This window comes from Maribacter litoralis (assembly GCF_902506355.1).
Lineage (GTDB): Bacteria > Bacteroidota > Bacteroidia > Flavobacteriales > Flavobacteriaceae > Maribacter > Maribacter litoralis.
On record NZ_LR733271.1, the window covers coordinates 2,849,249 to 2,867,236 of the forward strand.

Here is a 17,988-nt window from a genome sequence, read left to right on the forward strand (position 1 = left end):
CCAGATACTATGCTAGTTCAACATAGTACCTAGTCTAATAACTAATAAGTAGAATTACTAGCACATAATTTTTCCAGATAAAAAGAAAAATTATGTACCAGCATATTTATGTTTAGAAGGGCGAATTATACATCTTTAATTTCCCAACCTGGCTCATATTCCCTAGACCATAATTTCATGGCTTCTCTATTAAAAATGCGGCCTGTAGTCTCATCAACTTCAAATGAATCATCAATTCTTGATGCAATATTTGCATAATGTGTTAACATTTGGCTAATAGCACCCTCATCTATTGGTGAGGTTAACTCCGCTTTTCCTCTAATGGCATCAAAGAAATTGACAGTGTGTAATGTAGACATATCGCCACCGCCACCAAGTGCCGTACCTGCTTCTTTACCAGAGGATAGGTTTTCTTTTATGAAGTTACCTTTTTGATCAAATAACTTATATCCTCCACGATCAATGTAGGCAGTACCTTTAGAACCGGCAACTATAGTTCCTCTACCATATTTATTACCATACTTATGATAGCCCGTTCTACTATTGCCATCCCACTTTATCGTTTTATTTCCTGCAAATTTAAAAGTTGCCTCCATGGTATCGTACATTTCCCAGCCGTCATCTTTGTAATGAAATTTACCGGCATCAACAGAAACATATTCAGGGTAGGTAACTCCCAATGCCCAACGGGCTATATCGAGTTCATGGGTAGCATTATTCCCCATTTCTGCAGTACCATAATCCCAACCGTACCAATGCCAGTTGTAGTCCCACGTATTATCTGTATACGCTCTTCTAGGAGCAGGACCTTGAAATAGGTCCCAATCTAAACCTTCAGGTGGGTTTGCTTTGGTTTGGTGAGGCACGCGACCTCTACCGCTAATGTAGAAAGCGGTTGCCTTGTAAACATCGCCTATTACACCGTTATGTATGTCCCTTATTATTTCTTGAGATTCAAGGGCAGACCTTTGTTGATTACCCATTTGAACTACTTTATCGAATTTTTTCTGATAAGCTACCACTAATTCCCCTTCACGAGGGTTATGGCTACATGGCTTTTCTAAATACACCTGTTTGCCGGCTTGCATTGCCATACAAGCACCTGGTGCATGCCAATGATCGGGAGTTGACATAAATACGGCATCAACATTTTTATCATCCAATACTTTACGAATGTCATTTTCCAAAGTTGGTTTGTTGCTAATTTTAGACGCTACTTCAGAGGCGGCTTTATCGCGCTGACTTTTCATGACATCACATAGGTAAGATAGCTCAACATTGTTTTTCTTGTGTGCTATGGCAGGTATGTAGGCGCCATATCTTCTTCCTAAACCTTGAATAGCAACATGAATTCTATCGTTTGCACCTATTATTTTAGAATAGCTCTTTGCAGACATAGCGTTAGCGGTAGTACTTGCTATTGTAGCGCCTACTGCTCCAAGGGCTGTTTTCTTAATAAAATTTCTTCTGTTTGAACTCATTGTATTTATTCTTTTGTATTACTGATTTCACGAATTTTTACATTTTTGAAGGATACTAGGTCTCCATGATCTTGAAGTAGAATTTGACCCTTGTCCAATTCTCCGAAATTGGGCCACTTGGCATATTTACTTTCAGATACTAATTTTCTGTAGGCATCGCTCTTTCTTTCATATTCAAGAACTTTAGTACCGTTTAACCAATGCTCAACATGATTGTCTTTAGAAATAATATAGGCTGTATTCCACTCTCCAATTGGTTTAATAGGTTTGTTAACATCAGCTTTGATCAAATCATACAAAGAACTAACTGTTCTGCTACCTTCATGGTTTCCTTTTTTGGCATCAGGGTGTAAATTGTCATCCAGTATTTGGTATTCCAAACCTATCGAAGATCCTTCTCCCTTATTGATTTCGGTATCTACATAATATTTAATACCGCTGTTGGCTCCTGGTGTTAATTTAAAATCGACCTTCAGTTCAAAATCTTCATATAAATCTGTGGTTACTATATCTCCACCGGCAGCAGATTCAGCTCCTCCAGAAGAAAGTACACTTAAAACACCATCTTCAATTTTCCATCCTTTCTCTGGGAATTCTTCTATTTTGGCACCTCGCCAACCATTCGTTGTCTTACCGTCCCATAGTAATTTCCATCCATTTTTCTTTTCATCAATGGTCAATTGATTTTTAGTGATAATAGGTTTTAATGGAGAAGTTCTTGAATATTTAGAAACGCTATCAGTAATGATTTTTACGTTCTTCCAAATGATATCGGTGCCTGCTTTTTGGTCTTCATGAATGCTGTGAACCTGTAAGCAGATAAATCCTTTTGATGTTTTGTCATCTATTAAATAGGCGGCAGGTACATCATTTACCCATGTTTTGATAGTGTCTCCAATGGCTTCAATGCGATAGTGGTTCCATTCGTTTTGCTTAAAAGCTTTTTGAGCTGCTGGATTATCGGTCATTGGGTTAAGCCAACCACGTCTAGATTCGTCATATATTCCACCACTCCATGCTCTTTCAGAGGGGTCTATTTCAACTTGGTAGCCATGTACCCTACCATCTCTATATGTAGGTAGGCTGTTACTTCTTATTTGTATACCGGAATTCATGGTAGAATCTACCTTATAATCTAATTCTAAAATAAAGTCGGTATACATTTCATCAGTAGTTAAAAATGTATTGGGCGTATTGTGTGTAGTGGTGCCCACTATAGCACCGTCTTTTACAGCATAGCTGGCATCACCGCCCAATTTATGCCATCCGTTTAAAGTTTCTCCGTCAAAAAGATCCACCCAAGGGGCATCGTCTTTAGGTGTTTCGGCGCAACTAAATAGTAAGACGGTAGTTGCTACAAGTAATAGTTTACTTTTTAATGGGTAATTTTTCATTGTTGTTATATTGATTAAATAAGGCTTTACAAAGTAAAAGTTTTATAATTTTTTGAGATGGACATTTTAGTACAAAGCATGGATTTTGCGTTCTAATCAAAAATTTGGTCATTTCTTTGAAAAATGAAAATATGAAATTTCGAATCTACTAACTATGTGAATTTCGTAATTATTTAAGCTGTATTTTATGAAATTAGTACCGTGAAAATAAATGATTTTTTTGCCGCTGTCCATATTTTCGATGAATATGTCCATCCATTAACTTGTTCTTAACAATACATTAGTAGTCAATTAACTTAATGATAACAAAAATGAAAAAACTAAAACTTTTAATGGTATTCCTTTTATTGGGCATGTCATCGGTACTATTGGCGCAGAACAGCGTTAGTGGTACGGTGACAGATGATCAGGGTATGCCTATTCCGGGAGCATCTATTGTAGTAAAAGGAACATCAAACGGAACGGTATCTGATTTTGATGGAAATTTTAGTATTGCCGTAGAAGACGGAAATGTGTTAAGTGTATCTTACTTGGGTTATAAACCTATAGAAGTAACCTATTCTGGTCAAGCTAATCTATCTGTTACCATGACAGAGGATACTGCTCAACTTGATGAAGTTGTGGTAATTGGTTATGGATCTGTAAAGAAAAGTGACCTAACCGGTGCTGTGGCTTCGGTAGATAGCGAAACACTTACAGAGCAGAGAAAGACAGATGTAGGTCAGGCAATACAAGGTCGTATCGCCGGGGTAGATGTAAGAACCCTCAATTCAAAACCAGGTGCACCCTTATCAATTAAGATTCGTGGTAATACTGTAATTACCGCTAACCAAGGTAATGAAAGAGATGGTGTTAGTGATAATCTCGAAGATGATCCTTCTAAGCCTCTTTTTGTGGTAGATGGCATATTCTTCGATGACATCAGTGTTTTAAACCCTTCCGATATAGAGCAGATGGATATTTTAAAAGACGCATCGGCAACTGCTATTTACGGATCTAGAGGTGCGAACGGTGTAGTAATCATTACTACTAAAAGCGGTATTGAAGGTAAAACTGTTTTTACTTATGATTCTTCTTTTGGTTTACGATCGGCAACTAATATACCAGAACTCTACTCAGGTCCTGAATATGTAGAATTTGTTGATGACGTACTAAGGGCAAGAGCTTGGCAGGGTACGGACAGGACCGTTGCGTCTTATAATAATATAGTAGTTGACCGTTCTACCGAAATTCAATCATCTAACGAAGAAGCATCAAATGTGGCTAATGGTAGATATACTGATTGGATGGATCTATTTAGAAAAACTGGTTTGCAAACGAGCCATACCGTTGGCATGTCTGGTGGTAATAATGGTTTGGTATATAATGGATCAATTGGTTATCTACATGATGAAGGTGTTATGGGTATAGAAGAGTTTGAAAGATATAACCTAAGTGCTTCATTATCTAAAAAAGTGTCAGATAAGGTAACTGTTGGTATCAAATCATACTTAGCCTTATCAGAAAGGGAGCAAGGTAGTAGAGAGTTGTTTAGAAGTACGCTACGTTTAGCCCCTACGGTGAATCCGTTTGATGAAAATGGAGAACCAATTTTATTTCCAGATGATCAAGATTTAAGATTTGTAAATCCTATTTATGATGCAGAGGGTGCTTGGAGAATAAATACCAAAACCCTTGATGTTATCGCCAATGTGTTTTTCAATTATAAACCAAACGATTGGATTAACTTTAAAACACAGTTTTCACCTAATATTAGTACACAACGTTTTGGGGAATATAGAGGTTTATTAACGAAATCATCTAGAAATGACCCAACTAGAATTCAGTCTCATTATCAATCTGACTTTAAAACCTCTTATACTTGGGATAATATTCTTGATTTTAACTTCGATATTGCCGATGGGCACAATCTTAAAACGACTTTGATCAATTCACTATACTATTCTAACCCTGAAGGAAGCGATATACAAGTACGTGATTTTGATACCGATGCTTACTTATTCTTTAATACTGAAGGTGGAGCGGAAGTACCGAGAGATTACGGTAGTTTTTATGAAAAGGAGACTTTAGCTTCTTTTGCAGGTCGTATAAATTATAGTATTAAAGATAAATACCTTTTCACATTCACTGGTAGATATGACGGTTCTTCAAAACTAGCGGTAGGTAATAAATGGGCGTTCTTTCCGTCAGCAGCCTTTGCTTGGAGAGCTAGTGAAGAACCTTTTTTACAGAATGTTGATTGGTTAAGTAATTTAAAACTACGTTTAAGTTACGGTGAGTCTGGTAATGATAAAACAGTAAATCCATACAGCTCTTTAGCATTTTTAGCACAGGACAGTTATTTGTTCGGAGATGATTTTAATGTGGGTAAATCTGTTGAGGGGCTTTCAAATGCCGATTTAACTTGGGAGATTTCTAAAGAATATAACCTTGGTTTAGACTTTGGTATACTGAATAGTAGAGTAAATTTTGGTTTTGAATATTATAACAAAGAAACAGAGGGTAGTATTCTTGCCCGTCAATTATCGTTTGTAACAGGCTTTGGAGATTCTGGTACCATAGGTAATTTTGGTTCCGTAAGAAATAGAGGTGTTGAACTTACCTTAAATACCGTAAATGTACGCACAGACAATTTTACATGGCGAACCAACATCAACTACACCAACAATGACAACGAAATACTTGAGCTTTACGATGGTATAGAACAAATATTAGTTGGCTCAGATTCAAGGTTGAACGGAGTGTTACAAGTGGGTGCGCCCATTGATGCAACATTTGATTATGAGGTAGATGGTATTTGGCAAATAGATGAGGCCGCTGAAGCGGAGTCTTTTGGGCTTTTACCTGGCCAGTATAAGTATGTTGATCAAAATGGTGATGGAGTTATTAATCAAGAAGATAAAAGGGTTATTGGTTCTCAATCTCCAGATTGGATCGCAGGTATGACAAATACCTTTAATTATAAAAATCTTGAAATGAACGTTCAGGTGAATACAAGACAAGGTGTATTCGGACATTCAGAATTTCATCAGAATTTTGCATCGTTCAATGGTGATGCAGCGGTCTTTAATAGTTTGAAACAAGATTATTGGACTCCTAATAATCCCGATGCTAGATATCCTTCGCCAGAATATGGAGAATCTTCTTATCCATGGTTCTATGAAGATATGTCTTTTGTGAGAATAGGTAATATTGGTCTTGCATATTCTTTTCCTCAAGACCTTTTAGACAAGTGGAAAATGTCTACGCTACGTTTGTCACTTGATGTTCAAAATCCATTCACTTTTACCGATTTTGCTGGTCCGGATCCAGAAACAGGTTTACAGAATTCCTATAACATGGGGTATTCGGTTAAAACAGTTTTATTCGGATTAAAATTATCGTACTAATTTTTAAACTATAAAAAGATGAAACTATTAAAATATATAAAGATTATAACGGTCTTCTTGGTTATGCTTTCGCTGAGCTATGCTTGCGATGATTATTTAGAAGAAGAAATATATTCAGATATCACATCTGAAAATTTTATTACACAAGACAATGCAGATCAGTTGGTCATTGGGGTATATAGCAGTTTAAGAGAAGTTTACAAAGAATATACTTTTCAATATTTAGGTACGGATATCTTTACCAGTAAAAGCGAAATTTTCTCTTTTTCACCTACCAATGATTATTTTAATTTAAATTCTGGTGAAGGTTTGGCAGTGTGGTCCAATAACTATAGTGTTATCGGTAAGGCTAATAGTGTAATTAGCAGATTTGAAAATCAGATAAATTGGAGCGATGCTAATTTAGGAGCTAGGGATTATGGTATTGCACAGGCAAAAGCACTTAGAGGTTTGGCTTATTTCAATTTGGTACAACAGTACGGTGGGGTAGTTATTGAGCTTGAAGAAGCACAGACTATTCGTACAGATTATGCTAGATCCACCGAAGCAGAAACCTACTCACAAATAATTTCAGATTTAGAAGAGGCTATTCCATTATTATTAGATGACCCTAGTACAGGAAGAATATCTAAACGTGCTGCACAACATTTGTTGGCAGAAGTATATTTGACCAGAGCGTATACCGCTGAAGGTAGTTCTGCTGATTTTGACACTGCTGCAGCTTTAGCTGAGCAGGCTATAGGCGATTATGATATTCGCAGCCAATCTTTTGCTGAAGTTTTTGATTATAGTAATCAAGAAAATGATGAAATATTGTTTGCAATTCAATATGGTAACAGTGGTTTGGCCGACGATAAAAGCAATAATAAGCACTCTTTATTTATGAATCAGGTATTTAATTATCCTGGCGTAAATAGAACTACCACTCCATACGGGGTAAGCGGATTTGGCGCAATGCCTACGCCTTTCTTTTATTCTTTGTTCGCCGATAACGATACAAGAGAAGATGCTACGATTCACCGTGCCATTATTGCCGATAGTGATGAGCCAGATGGTCCAGATAATATTGTTGCAGGTGATACCATTGTGTACTATCCTAAAAATGCATTAGATGCAGATGAGCTTGCAGAGCGTTTAGATCGTTATTGGGTATATCAGCCAGACCAGTATCTTTTTGGGTTACCTGAAGATGTGCCGGGCGTGAATTACCTATACTCATTGAATATTGAAAGAACCAATTTCCCAATATTTAAAAAGTTTGACGATCAAGATTTTAACGAAGATACTGATGGTGCAAGAGATACATTTGTATTTAGGGTTGCGGCAACGCATTTAATAGCCGCTGAAGCTTATTTGGGTGCCGGTAATACTGCATCTGCACTAAATCATTTAAATATTGTTCGTGAAAGAGCAACTGGTGTAGCAAATGAATATACCTCTATAACTATTGATGATATTTTAAACGAAAGGGCAGTAGAGCTTGCAGGCGAAGAGAATAGATGGGCGGTATTAAAGCGTACAGGTAAGTTAGAAGAACGTATAGATCTCTATAACCCGCATGTTATTGATCATGGTTCTTTTGATGCCGGTGTGCATTTATTAAGACCTATACCAGCTAATGAACTTCAATTGTCAGATGGTTCTTTAGAACAAAACCCTGGTTATTAAGAATTGAAGAACTACAATAATAGATAAGAAGTTAGTTTTATTTCTTTGTGTTGATATAGGCAGGTTTTGCACCTGCCTGTATTTTACAATAGCACGAAAATAGATGAATTTAGTAGTAAGGTATTTCATTCTTAACTATATAGTATTCATGATTTAATACTACAGTTGAACTTATTACAGAGATTAGCCTTCCTTTTCCAGTTCCTAAATTCTTAATCAAATAATAGTTGAAAATGCCTTTTTAAGATACTTAATCTTAAATGAACGTGATTAAAATACCCAAAACTTCTATTTAATAGAAAGACCTAAACGAATGATTAAAAAATATAGTAAAATACAATACTTCTTATTACTGTTTGTCAGTATTGCATTATGCATGGGGTGTAATGGTAAAGCTGAAAATGTTTCGGTGGTATACTTAATTGAGGGTGATAATGCCAATAAAATAGAAACGTCAACGATTCAAGATTTAAAAAAAGATTTGGAGAAAGTTTTAGATGAAGAAGTGGTCGTTGTTAAAGAGAATTCTAAGATACCAAAAAATACGCTGGTATTTATTTTGGGAACTCCCGATAATAATACCGTTGTGGAAAACATGGTTTCTGAAGGTAAAATAGAAATATCAAGATTAAAACCAGGTGCTGGTATTTGGGCTAAAAATATTTATGGTGAAAATGATGCCATTGCTATTATTGGATCTGATGTACAAGGTTTTCAATACGCGATTTATGACTTCTCTAAGGATATATTGGGCGTAGACCCTTTAGAATATTGGACCGGAAAATTACCTGAGAATAAAAGTGTTGAAGATTTATTGAATTTTTTACCGAAAACCATAGCGGCACCAAAAGTACCTATTCTTACATATTTTGAGAATGATGTAGATGAGCTTGCCAATTTTAGAGGCGAACTATTAAAATATGACTGGGAAAGTTATACAGAAATGATCAACTCATTGGTACGCCTTCGTTACAATTCTATTCAATTGTTCGATATGTTGGGCAGACCAGAGTTTTTTATAAGACCAGAATACAAGACTCTAAAACCAGATTATCAAATAGACATCGACTATGTGGATAAAATGATTGACTATGCACATGAAAAGGGTATGAAAGTAGCGGTAGATTTTGCCCTAGGATATCAAATTCATCCTATGGATGCTGATAAGGCAGATTGCTGGAAAGAATATAAAGCAGATTGGCTAAAAGCTTGGCGCTACTATTTTGAACATACTCCATTAGCGAAAACCGACATTTTTATTCTAAGGCCACGCCACCAAGTATGGGACTGGGAATACGAGAGTACCTGTGGTGAAAGCAAAATTGAAGTGTTCAATGAAGTTTACGAAGCTTTTGGAGCATTGGTAGATGAGTATAAACCCAATTCTAACAAGGTTTTAGTGTGCTATTCTGATGGAATGGAAATGTGGAACAACGGCTTTAGACCTCCTAAAGATTGGACAGTTCTTTGGTCTGATCATGGCTTTGGTGAATTTGAACATTTGCCAAATACCACTGATGGGTATGATTTTGGTACGTACATGCATGCTGGTTATTGGCTGAACCATACCGTGCACAATCCATATCCCGAGAAGGTTGAATCTGTGATGAAAGAAATGTTTCAGAATTATGATGCGGATAATTATTGCTTGGTCAATGGGCAAAACTTTAGACCGTTTCTGTTGAACCTAGTTGCGTATAGTGAAATTTGTTATGATCCAGATGCTTTTCATGCCGATACCTTTTATAAAGATTGGACAGAACAATATTTTACACCGAAAGCAGCATTACATGCTGTTAAGTCTATGAAACTCCTAAATGAAGCACAAGAAGGAAGAAAAGGATATGTAGAACATTTATGGGAAATAAGGGAAGCGGTATCCTACCTATCTAACGCTCCAATTAAAAGACCAGGAAAAACTCCCGTTCCTTACGACTATGATCGCGTCATCAGTGATGTGGAGAATGTGAAAAGGGTAAATGCAGTATTGCAAAAATCGCTTTCAGAAGCGGAGTTGGGGTATGAAATTTTAGATAGGAACGACAATTTTTATCACTCATATATTCTACTTCCTGCGCAGCTGTATTCAGATTTAATAGGTTTTGAAATAGAGCTGCATAAAATGGCGATGCTTAAAAAGGAATTTGAAACAACCAAAGATATTCGATACCTAAATGAGGCTATTTCATTATTGCCAACAGCAAAAAAGAAACTAGATATCATCTTAGACCGCAGAAGTTCTGGTGATATTGATGATAAATGGAAAAATTGGTATGCTATTGCGAATAGAAGGCAAAATAATGGTTTTCCTACCTATGAAATGCTTAGTGCAATTGAAGCTAATCTTAATAAAATGACACTTTAAAATTGAAACGAATGACATTTGCTAACATATTAAAAAACAATGTTGTTTTACTAAGCATTTCAATATTACTTATAGGTGCATGTAAAGAACAGCGTAAAGAATCTACAAAGGTCAGTGCGCAAAAAATTGATTATACCAAAAAGGTGTATCCGCTTTTAGATTCAGAAAATTCTAGATGGTTTTATTTTTCTTCGGCCAGTAGACCTTTTGGTATGGTCAACCTAAGTCCAGATACACAAATTGGTGGCGCTTGGGGCAGTGGTTATAGATATAAAACAGATACTATAAAAGGATTTAGCCATATTCACGCATGGCAAATGTCCGGTATTTCGGTAATGCCCGTTACCACCAATAAGGATAGTAAAAGTGCCATTTTTAAAAATTTCTACTCAAAATTTAATCATGATAATGAAATTGTTGCACCGGGTTACCATCAAGTCCGGTTAGATAGGTATGAAATTGACGCTCAGTTGACAAGTACAACACGAGTTGGCTTGCATCATTATAAATACCCTAATAATTCGGAGGAAAAAGCGATCCTTTTTAATTTAAATACTTTGTTGGGGCCTAGTAGCAATACCGATGGGGTTTTAGAGCAAAACTCAGAAAATGAACTTTCCGGCAGTGTTATTATGGCGCCTACGCATAGACGTCCAAAACCAATAACGGTTTACTTTAAAGTAAAATTAGACACTAAAATATCTTCCCTTGAAAAGGATGATGAAACAGGTAATTTTCTCATAATACTAGATGATAAACAGAAGGATGTCTTAATGAAGGTAGGTATCTCTTACACCTCTGTTGCCAACGCAGAACTTAATATAACTAAAGAATTACCACATTGGCAGTTTGATAATGTTAAGGGCGAGGCTAAAGAGCAATGGAACGGTTTGCTTGGTAGAATTGACGTTAAAGGCGGGTCTGAAAACGATCAAAGAAGGTTTTATACAGATTTGTGGCACGCATTACAAGGTAGAAGAATTATCAATGATGTCAACGGGGCTTATCCAGATAATACGGGCGATTCTTTTAGGGTAGGGCAATTACCTTTAAATACTGACGGAAAGCCTATGTTCAATCATTTTAATTCAGATTCTTTTTGGGGAGCACAATGGACATTAAACACCCTTTGGGGATTAGTGTATCCTGAAATAATGCATGATTTTTCAAATTCATTAATGCAGTATTATAAAGATGGCGGACTCATACCTCGTGGACCATCAGGTGGTAATTATACTTATGTGATGACCGGTGCAAGTGCAACGCCTTTTTTGGTAACGGCTATACAAAAAGGCGTAATAGTAGATGAATTGGAAAGTATATATCAAGCTTTAAAGAAAAATCACTTAGCTGGTGGTATAATGGAAAAAGCTGGGTATGAGCATACTACAAATTTTGGAGGTGGTTTTAAATACTACATGAGACAAGGTTATGTTCCTTATCCGATTCCAGAAGGTAAGTTTGGAGGTCATCAAGATGGGGCAAGTTTAACAATGGAATATGCCTACCAAGACTGGACTTTGGCGCAATTAGCCAAAAAAATAGGGCATGAAGATGACTACAATTATTTCTTGAAAAGATCTGCCAATTATAAAAATGTATTTGATACAGAGATTGGTTGGATGAGACCCAAAAATGTAGATGGAGTTTGGAAAGCCGACTATGACCCATATCATTTAGAAGATGGTTTCATAGAATCTAATGGAGCGCAGTCAACTTGGTTTGTACCGCATGATTTAAACGGTCTGGCAAAATTAATGGGTGGTAAAGATATTGCTGTTCAAAAATTGAACGAACAATTTAAAACTGCTGAAGATTTAGGTTATACGGCAGGTACTTCTCATGCGTTAGAACTACATCCGGAGTATAGTAGAATTCCTATCAATTTTGGTAACCAACCTTCAATTCAAACAGCTTTTGTTTTTCATCAATTAGGAAGACCGGATTTAACGCAATATTGGTCGCGAAAAGTTGTAAAAAAAGTGTTTGGCGGCTTATCACCTTCAACTGGGTATAACGGCGATGAAGATCAAGGTTTAATGGGCAGCTTGGCAGTACTTATGAAAATCGGTCTTTTTCAAATGAACGGTGGTACAGAAGCTAATCCAGAATATCAAATAGGGAGTCCTATTTTTAACGAAATCAATATACAGTTAAATCCTGAATATTACCCAGGGGGAACCTTTATCATAAAAGCCGATAACAACAATGATGAAAATGTATTTGTATCTAAAGGTGAATTTAATGGAAACCTATTAAAAGGCAGTAGTATTAAACATGATGATGTTGTTAAAGGTGGAGAATTAGTTTTAAAAATGACTAATAAAAAATAGGGGATGGTAAAATTTAGGTTCATATTTATTCTAGTATTTACAGCGTCATCTGTCTTTTCGCAATTAAAGAACAATAATCAACTTGAAGAGGATTTCATGGATATGGGATTCGGAATCTTTGTGCATTGGAGCATTGATTCTCAATTGGGTAGTGTTATAAGTCATTCCTTGGTTGGGGCTTCGGATGAATATGTTAATAGGTATTTTAATGAATTGCCAAAAACTTTTTATCCAGATAAATTTGATGCTGATGAATGGGCAAGATTGTTTAAGATTTCTGGTGCCGAATATGTTGTTTTCACTACTAAACATCATAATGGTTTTTGTATGTGGGATACAGATACGACAGATTTTAATATCATGAATACCCCATATGGTAAGGATATTACCAAAGAACTTTTTGATGCTTTACGTAAACACGGTCTCAAAGTAGGTGTCTATTTTTCTCCAGAGGACTTTAATTTTCTTAATAAACAAGGCAATCTTATATCTCGTAAAAGAGAAATGAGCCAGATTACAGAAAACTCAGAATTACTGGACTACGATAAAAAACAGGTTAAGGAGCTTGTGGAGAAGTTTAGTCCCATAGATGTTATCTTTTTTGATGCTTTTGAAACAGAACCAATTGTTCAATATGTACATGCATTGGATCCCAATATTGTTGTTACTAGAGGGGAAATGGAAACTCCAGAGCAAAACATTCCTAATGCCGCCTTACCAGGTCCATGGGAAACTTGTATGACTATGGGTACGCAGTGGCAATATAAACCTACAAATGAGACATATAAAAGCGGAACAGAGCTTATTGAAAAGTTGGTGGAAATTAGGGCTAAGGGCGGAAATTTTTTAATGAATATTGGTCCTAAGCCAAATGGCGAAATACCCATAGAGCAAGAAGAACGATTAAGAGAAATAGGCTTGTGGATGTTTGTTAACAATGAAAGTATAAAGAACGTTAGAACAGTGCCAACTAGTATAAAAGATGGCGATATGTGGTTTACCAAAGATAAAGATGATAATACAGCATATGTTTTAATATCAGGTCAAAAAGATTGGTTTAAAGGTTTTAGGAGGAGTTTTTTGCTCAAGAACATGAAAGCCACTAAAAACACGAATGTTTCGGTTCTGGGGCAGAATGATTTAGTAGTAGAATACTGGCCAGAAAACACACCTACATCAAGGTATATTCAACATAAAGACTTATTGGAAATTTCAATAAGTAGAGCGCAACGTCTCTATAACGATAAAGTTTGGCCAAACCCTATAGTGGTTAAAATAACGAATGTAGAATTTATAAATAACTGAGAGCTATCAGAAGTATGATCTATCAAAAAAACTGGTTGGCTATATGTATTTTCTTTTGCATAGCTAGCTGTAAAAGCCAGCAAACTACCTTAAACGATATTCAAGTAATAGGTAGTCATAACTCATATAAATTGGCAATAGAATCCTCTCTATTCGATTATTTGCATACCGTGCAACCTAATAAAATGGAAGGATTGCAATATACTCACATTCCTTTGGAAGAGCAGTTGGAATTAGGATTGCGCAATTTAGAATTAGATGTGTTCTATGATCCAGAGGGTGGTCATTTTTCTAACCCAAAAGGGTTGGAAATAGTAAAATCTCTAGGTCAAGAACCTTTGGCTTTTGATGTGGAGAGGAAACTAAATGAACCGGGTCTTAAATTGTTTCATATACAAGATATTGACTTTAGAAGTCATTACCTTTTGTTCAAAGATGCATTGACCGCTTTAAAAAATTGGTCGGATAATAATGCAGGTCATACGACTATAATTATACTAATAAATACCAAAGACCAAAAGGTAGCCCAAACAAGAGAACCTTTGTCATTTGATAAAAATGCTTTAAACACACTAGATGATGAAATAAAAAGTGTGCTACCTGCAAGTAAGCTAATTGTACCTGACAATGTTAGAGGTGATTTTGAAACTCTAGAGCAGGCTATACTAACGGAAGGATGGCCTAACATCAATAGCACAAAAGGAAAGTTTTTATTTGTGTTGGACGAAAAAGAAAATCGAATACAAGACTATTTGGTAGGTCACGAATCTTTAAATGGAAGAGTTCTATTTGTGAATAGTAAAGAAGGTAACCCTGAAGCTGGTTTTAGAATAGTTAATAATCCTATCAGTGATTTTGAATATATAAAAGAATTGGTATCCAAAGGGTATATGGTACGTACTAGAGCAGATGCCGGTACTAAAGAAGCTAGAACTAATGATTATGAAAAGTTTGAAAAGGCAAAAGCTTCTGGAGCACAAGTAATTTCTACCGATTATTATAAACCTTCTACATTATTTGATTCTGATTATAAAGTGATTTTTGAAGATGGAACATATGAGAGAATTAAGAAAAAATAACTTTTGTAAAATAGTAACGCTATTATTTGTTGGCTTTCAAGTGTTTTTAATAAATGCACAAGAGCAGTCAAAATCAGATTTTACAATTGTTAGTAAGAATAGTAAAGTATCCATATTAATCGATAAAAAAGATGCTACAGTAGTTAGTATAGCATCTAACATATTAGCGACTGATATTGAGAAAATTACCGGTAAAATTCCTGTGGTGTTAAACTCGAATAAAGTTTCAGGTAATACCATTATCGCGGGTACTATTGGTAGTAACAAATGGATCGACAAAATGATAACCAATGGTAAAATCAATGTTTCGGAAATAGAACAGGGATGGGAACGGTATCAACTTCAGATAGTTGAAGATCCCGTTCCAGGAGTTGAGAAAGCTTTGATCATAGTGGGTAGTGATCGCAGGGGAACGGCGTACGGTATTTTAGAAATATCCAAAAAAATTGGTGTATCTCCATGGGAATGGTGGGCAGATGTTACACCTACAAAAAAAGAGTCACTCTCAATTTCTATCGCAAAAGAAGTATCAAAATCTCCTTCCGTAAAATATCGAGGGGTTTTCTTGAATGATGAAGATTGGGGGTTACAACGTTGGGCCGCATTAAATTATGAACCTGAAACGGGTGATATTGGTCCTAAGACCTATGCGAAGGTTTTCGAACTCTTATTGCGTTTAAGGGCAAATACCATTTGGCCGGCAATGCACTCAAGCACGAAACCGTTTTATTCTTATCCAGAGAATAAATTCGTTGCAGATGATTATGCCATTGTAATAGGTACATCGCATGCAGAGCCAATGCTAAGCAATATCAATACTGAATGGAAGCATGATGTAATGGGTGAGTATCGGTACGACACTAATGCTACGGTCATTAAAAACCTCTTTACAAAAAGAGCAAAGGAAACTGCAAAATTCGAGAGTATTTACACTACGGGTATGCGTGGAGAACACGATTCGCCCATGATTGTTGGAGAAGACGATACAGATGCACAGGTAAGCTTATTGGAGCGTGTAATTACAGATCAGCGAGCTATTTTAGAAAAAGAAATTAAAAAAGACCCTAAAACTATTCCGCAAGCTTTTGTACCCTATAAAGAAGTGTTGAACTATTATCAAAGCGGATTAAAATTACCCGAAGATATTACCCTGGTTTGGACCGATGATAATTATGGTTATATACGACAGCTCAGTAACCCAAAAGAGCAACTTAGAGAAGGTGGTGCAGGGGTATATTATCATACTTCGTATTGGGGCAGGCCACATGATTATCTCTGGTTAAATTCTACCAACCCGGTTTTAATGTGGGAAGAAATGTCAAAAGCATACGAGTTTCAATCTCGTGATATATGGATCTTGAACTGTGGTGATATTAAACCTCATGAGTATAACATAGAACTCTTTTTAGATATGGCATGGAATATAGATGATTTTAAAGAAAGTTCATCTGTAAAAAAACATACCCAGAAATGGGTTTCAAGAGAGTTTACAGATATTACGGCATCTACAATTACCAATTTGTTATTTGAAAATAATCGCTTGGCATATATAAGAAGACCAGAGTTTATGGCATGGAGTCAGGTGGAACCGGTAACCAAAGAAGGAGAAACAGAATTAACACAATATCATTATGGCGATGAGGTTACAAACCGCATAGAAAGCTATCAAAAATTGATAGATACTACCGAAGAAGTGTACAAAGAAATACCGGCACATAGAAAAGATGCTTTTTATCAATTGGTGTATTATCCGGTCATCGGCGCATCTAAATTGAATCAAAAATGGCTTTATAATTATAAGAATAAATTTACGGCGAAACAAGGAAGGCAAAGTGCTAATAGATACGGAGAGTTATCTAATGAAGCCTTTGATCGGATTGTAAAAGAGACAGATTATTATAACAAAACGCTACGAAATGGCAAGTGGAATCATATCATGACCATGGCTCCACGTTTTCTTCCGGTTTTTGCAAAGCCAGCCATGTCCACTATTGTTAATGAGCGAAAAGCCAGTATTGGTTTAGCATTAGAAGGCTACCAAATGGAAGTTAACTATGAAATTATTAATAGCTATGCAGATGTTCTACCAGTGTTTAATAACTATACCAATAGCACTTATTTTATAGATGTTTTTAAAAAGGGTAAAGGAGCTATTAATTGGGAAGCAAAACCAAAGGCAGATTATATAAGACTATCAGAAAGTAACGGAACCTTAGATGATGAACATTTAGAAAAGCGAATATGGGTCAGTATCGATTGGAGTAAAGTACCAAAGGGAGAAAATAAAAAAGAAGCCCCTTTAGGACATGATTTTCAATTGATTCCACCAAGTTATAAGGTGAACAGTGCTATAGATTTTAAGGCTGATGATGAAACGATTACAATAGGTGTATCTGCTTATAATCCTAAATTTGACGACTTGGAACATTACAAAGGTTTTGTAGAGGACAAAGGATATGTTTCTATTTATGCTGAGAACTATACCCGTAAAAAAGATGGTAAAGAAGCTAACTGGGAGCTCATTGAAGGTATGGGATATACTAACAAGGTAATTACCGCTTTACCTAGAACAGCCAAACCTTTGGTTGATTTGGAAGAAATTAAAATGAATAGTCCGGTTTTAGAATATGATTTTCATACTTTTAATTTTGGTGAGGCAAGCGTAAATTTACAGGCAGTACCTACCCACGCTCCCTATGCCGGTATTGGTGTTAGATGCGCAGTATCCATTGATGATGCGCTACCAGTTTTGGTAGATTTTGAAACCAAAGGACGCAGTGATGAATGGAAGCGGAACGTGCTAAAAAATGCATCGGTACAGTCGGTGAAACAAATTGTTGATAAAGCCGGAAAGCACACTTTAAAAATATGGATGGTAGACCCAGGGGTAATGATAGATCAGGTTTTAATAGATTTGGGAGGATGGAAAAAAAGCTATGCTTTTCCAAAGGAAACAGTGAAAAAATAAGGTGTT

Annotated in this window: 9 protein-coding genes; 7 read left to right on the plus strand and 2 right to left on the minus strand. The window is 36.1% G+C overall.

Annotated features, from left to right (window positions below):
* Nucleotides 1-125: 125 nt before the first annotated feature.
* Both EXIGUO8A_RS12010 and EXIGUO8A_RS12015 read right to left on the minus strand, forming a co-directional pair.
* Nucleotides 126-1,481 (minus strand): Gfo/Idh/MocA family protein, encoded by a 1,356-nt coding sequence (locus EXIGUO8A_RS12010; RefSeq protein WP_159303306.1) that lies wholly within the window; start codon nucleotides 1,479-1,481, stop codon nucleotides 126-128.
* A gap of 5 nt (nucleotides 1,482-1,486) precedes the next feature.
* Nucleotides 1,487-2,875 carry a 3-keto-disaccharide hydrolase gene (locus EXIGUO8A_RS12015; RefSeq protein ID WP_159303307.1) on the minus strand — a complete coding sequence of 463 codons (1,389 nt, stop codon included), beginning with the start codon at nucleotides 2,873-2,875 and terminating at the stop codon, nucleotides 1,487-1,489.
* 311 nt (nucleotides 2,876-3,186) lie between these two features.
* Between EXIGUO8A_RS12015 and EXIGUO8A_RS12020 the strand changes: the two genes are divergently transcribed.
* The 7 genes from EXIGUO8A_RS12020 (at nucleotide 3,187) to EXIGUO8A_RS12050 (ending at nucleotide 17,982) form a co-directional block, all read left to right on the plus strand.
* Complete coding sequence (locus EXIGUO8A_RS12020; RefSeq protein WP_159303308.1) at nucleotides 3,187-6,264, plus strand: SusC/RagA family TonB-linked outer membrane protein; 3,078 nt, start codon at nucleotides 3,187-3,189, stop codon at nucleotides 6,262-6,264.
* Between the two features lie 18 nt (nucleotides 6,265-6,282).
* Nucleotides 6,283-7,932, plus strand: coding sequence for a RagB/SusD family nutrient uptake outer membrane protein (locus EXIGUO8A_RS12025; RefSeq protein ID WP_159303309.1), 1,650 nt, complete (start codon nucleotides 6,283-6,285; stop codon nucleotides 7,930-7,932).
* Between the two features lie 313 nt (nucleotides 7,933-8,245).
* Complete coding sequence (locus EXIGUO8A_RS12030) at nucleotides 8,246-10,297, plus strand: glycosyl hydrolase 115 family protein (RefSeq protein ID WP_159303310.1); 2,052 nt, start codon at nucleotides 8,246-8,248, stop codon at nucleotides 10,295-10,297.
* Between the two features lie 11 nt (nucleotides 10,298-10,308).
* On the plus strand, nucleotides 10,309-12,630 hold the full coding sequence (locus EXIGUO8A_RS12035; protein WP_159303311.1) for a GH92 family glycosyl hydrolase: 2,322 nt from the start codon (nucleotides 10,309-10,311) through the stop codon (nucleotides 12,628-12,630).
* Between the two features lie 3 nt (nucleotides 12,631-12,633).
* Nucleotides 12,634-13,935: an alpha-L-fucosidase gene (locus tag EXIGUO8A_RS12040; protein WP_159303312.1), complete on the plus strand. Its 1,302-nt coding sequence runs from the start codon at nucleotides 12,634-12,636 to the stop codon at nucleotides 13,933-13,935.
* 14 nt (nucleotides 13,936-13,949) lie between these two features.
* Nucleotides 13,950-15,014 (plus strand): phosphatidylinositol-specific phospholipase C1-like protein, encoded by a 1,065-nt coding sequence (locus EXIGUO8A_RS12045; RefSeq protein ID WP_159303313.1) that lies wholly within the window; start codon nucleotides 13,950-13,952, stop codon nucleotides 15,012-15,014.
* Nucleotides 14,992-17,982, plus strand: a complete 2,991-nt coding sequence (locus EXIGUO8A_RS12050) for a glycosyl hydrolase 115 family protein (RefSeq protein ID WP_159303314.1) — start codon at nucleotides 14,992-14,994, stop codon at nucleotides 17,980-17,982. Before EXIGUO8A_RS12045 ends, EXIGUO8A_RS12050 begins: the two co-directional genes overlap by 23 nt.
* The last annotated feature ends 6 nt before the right edge of the window (nucleotides 17,983-17,988 follow it).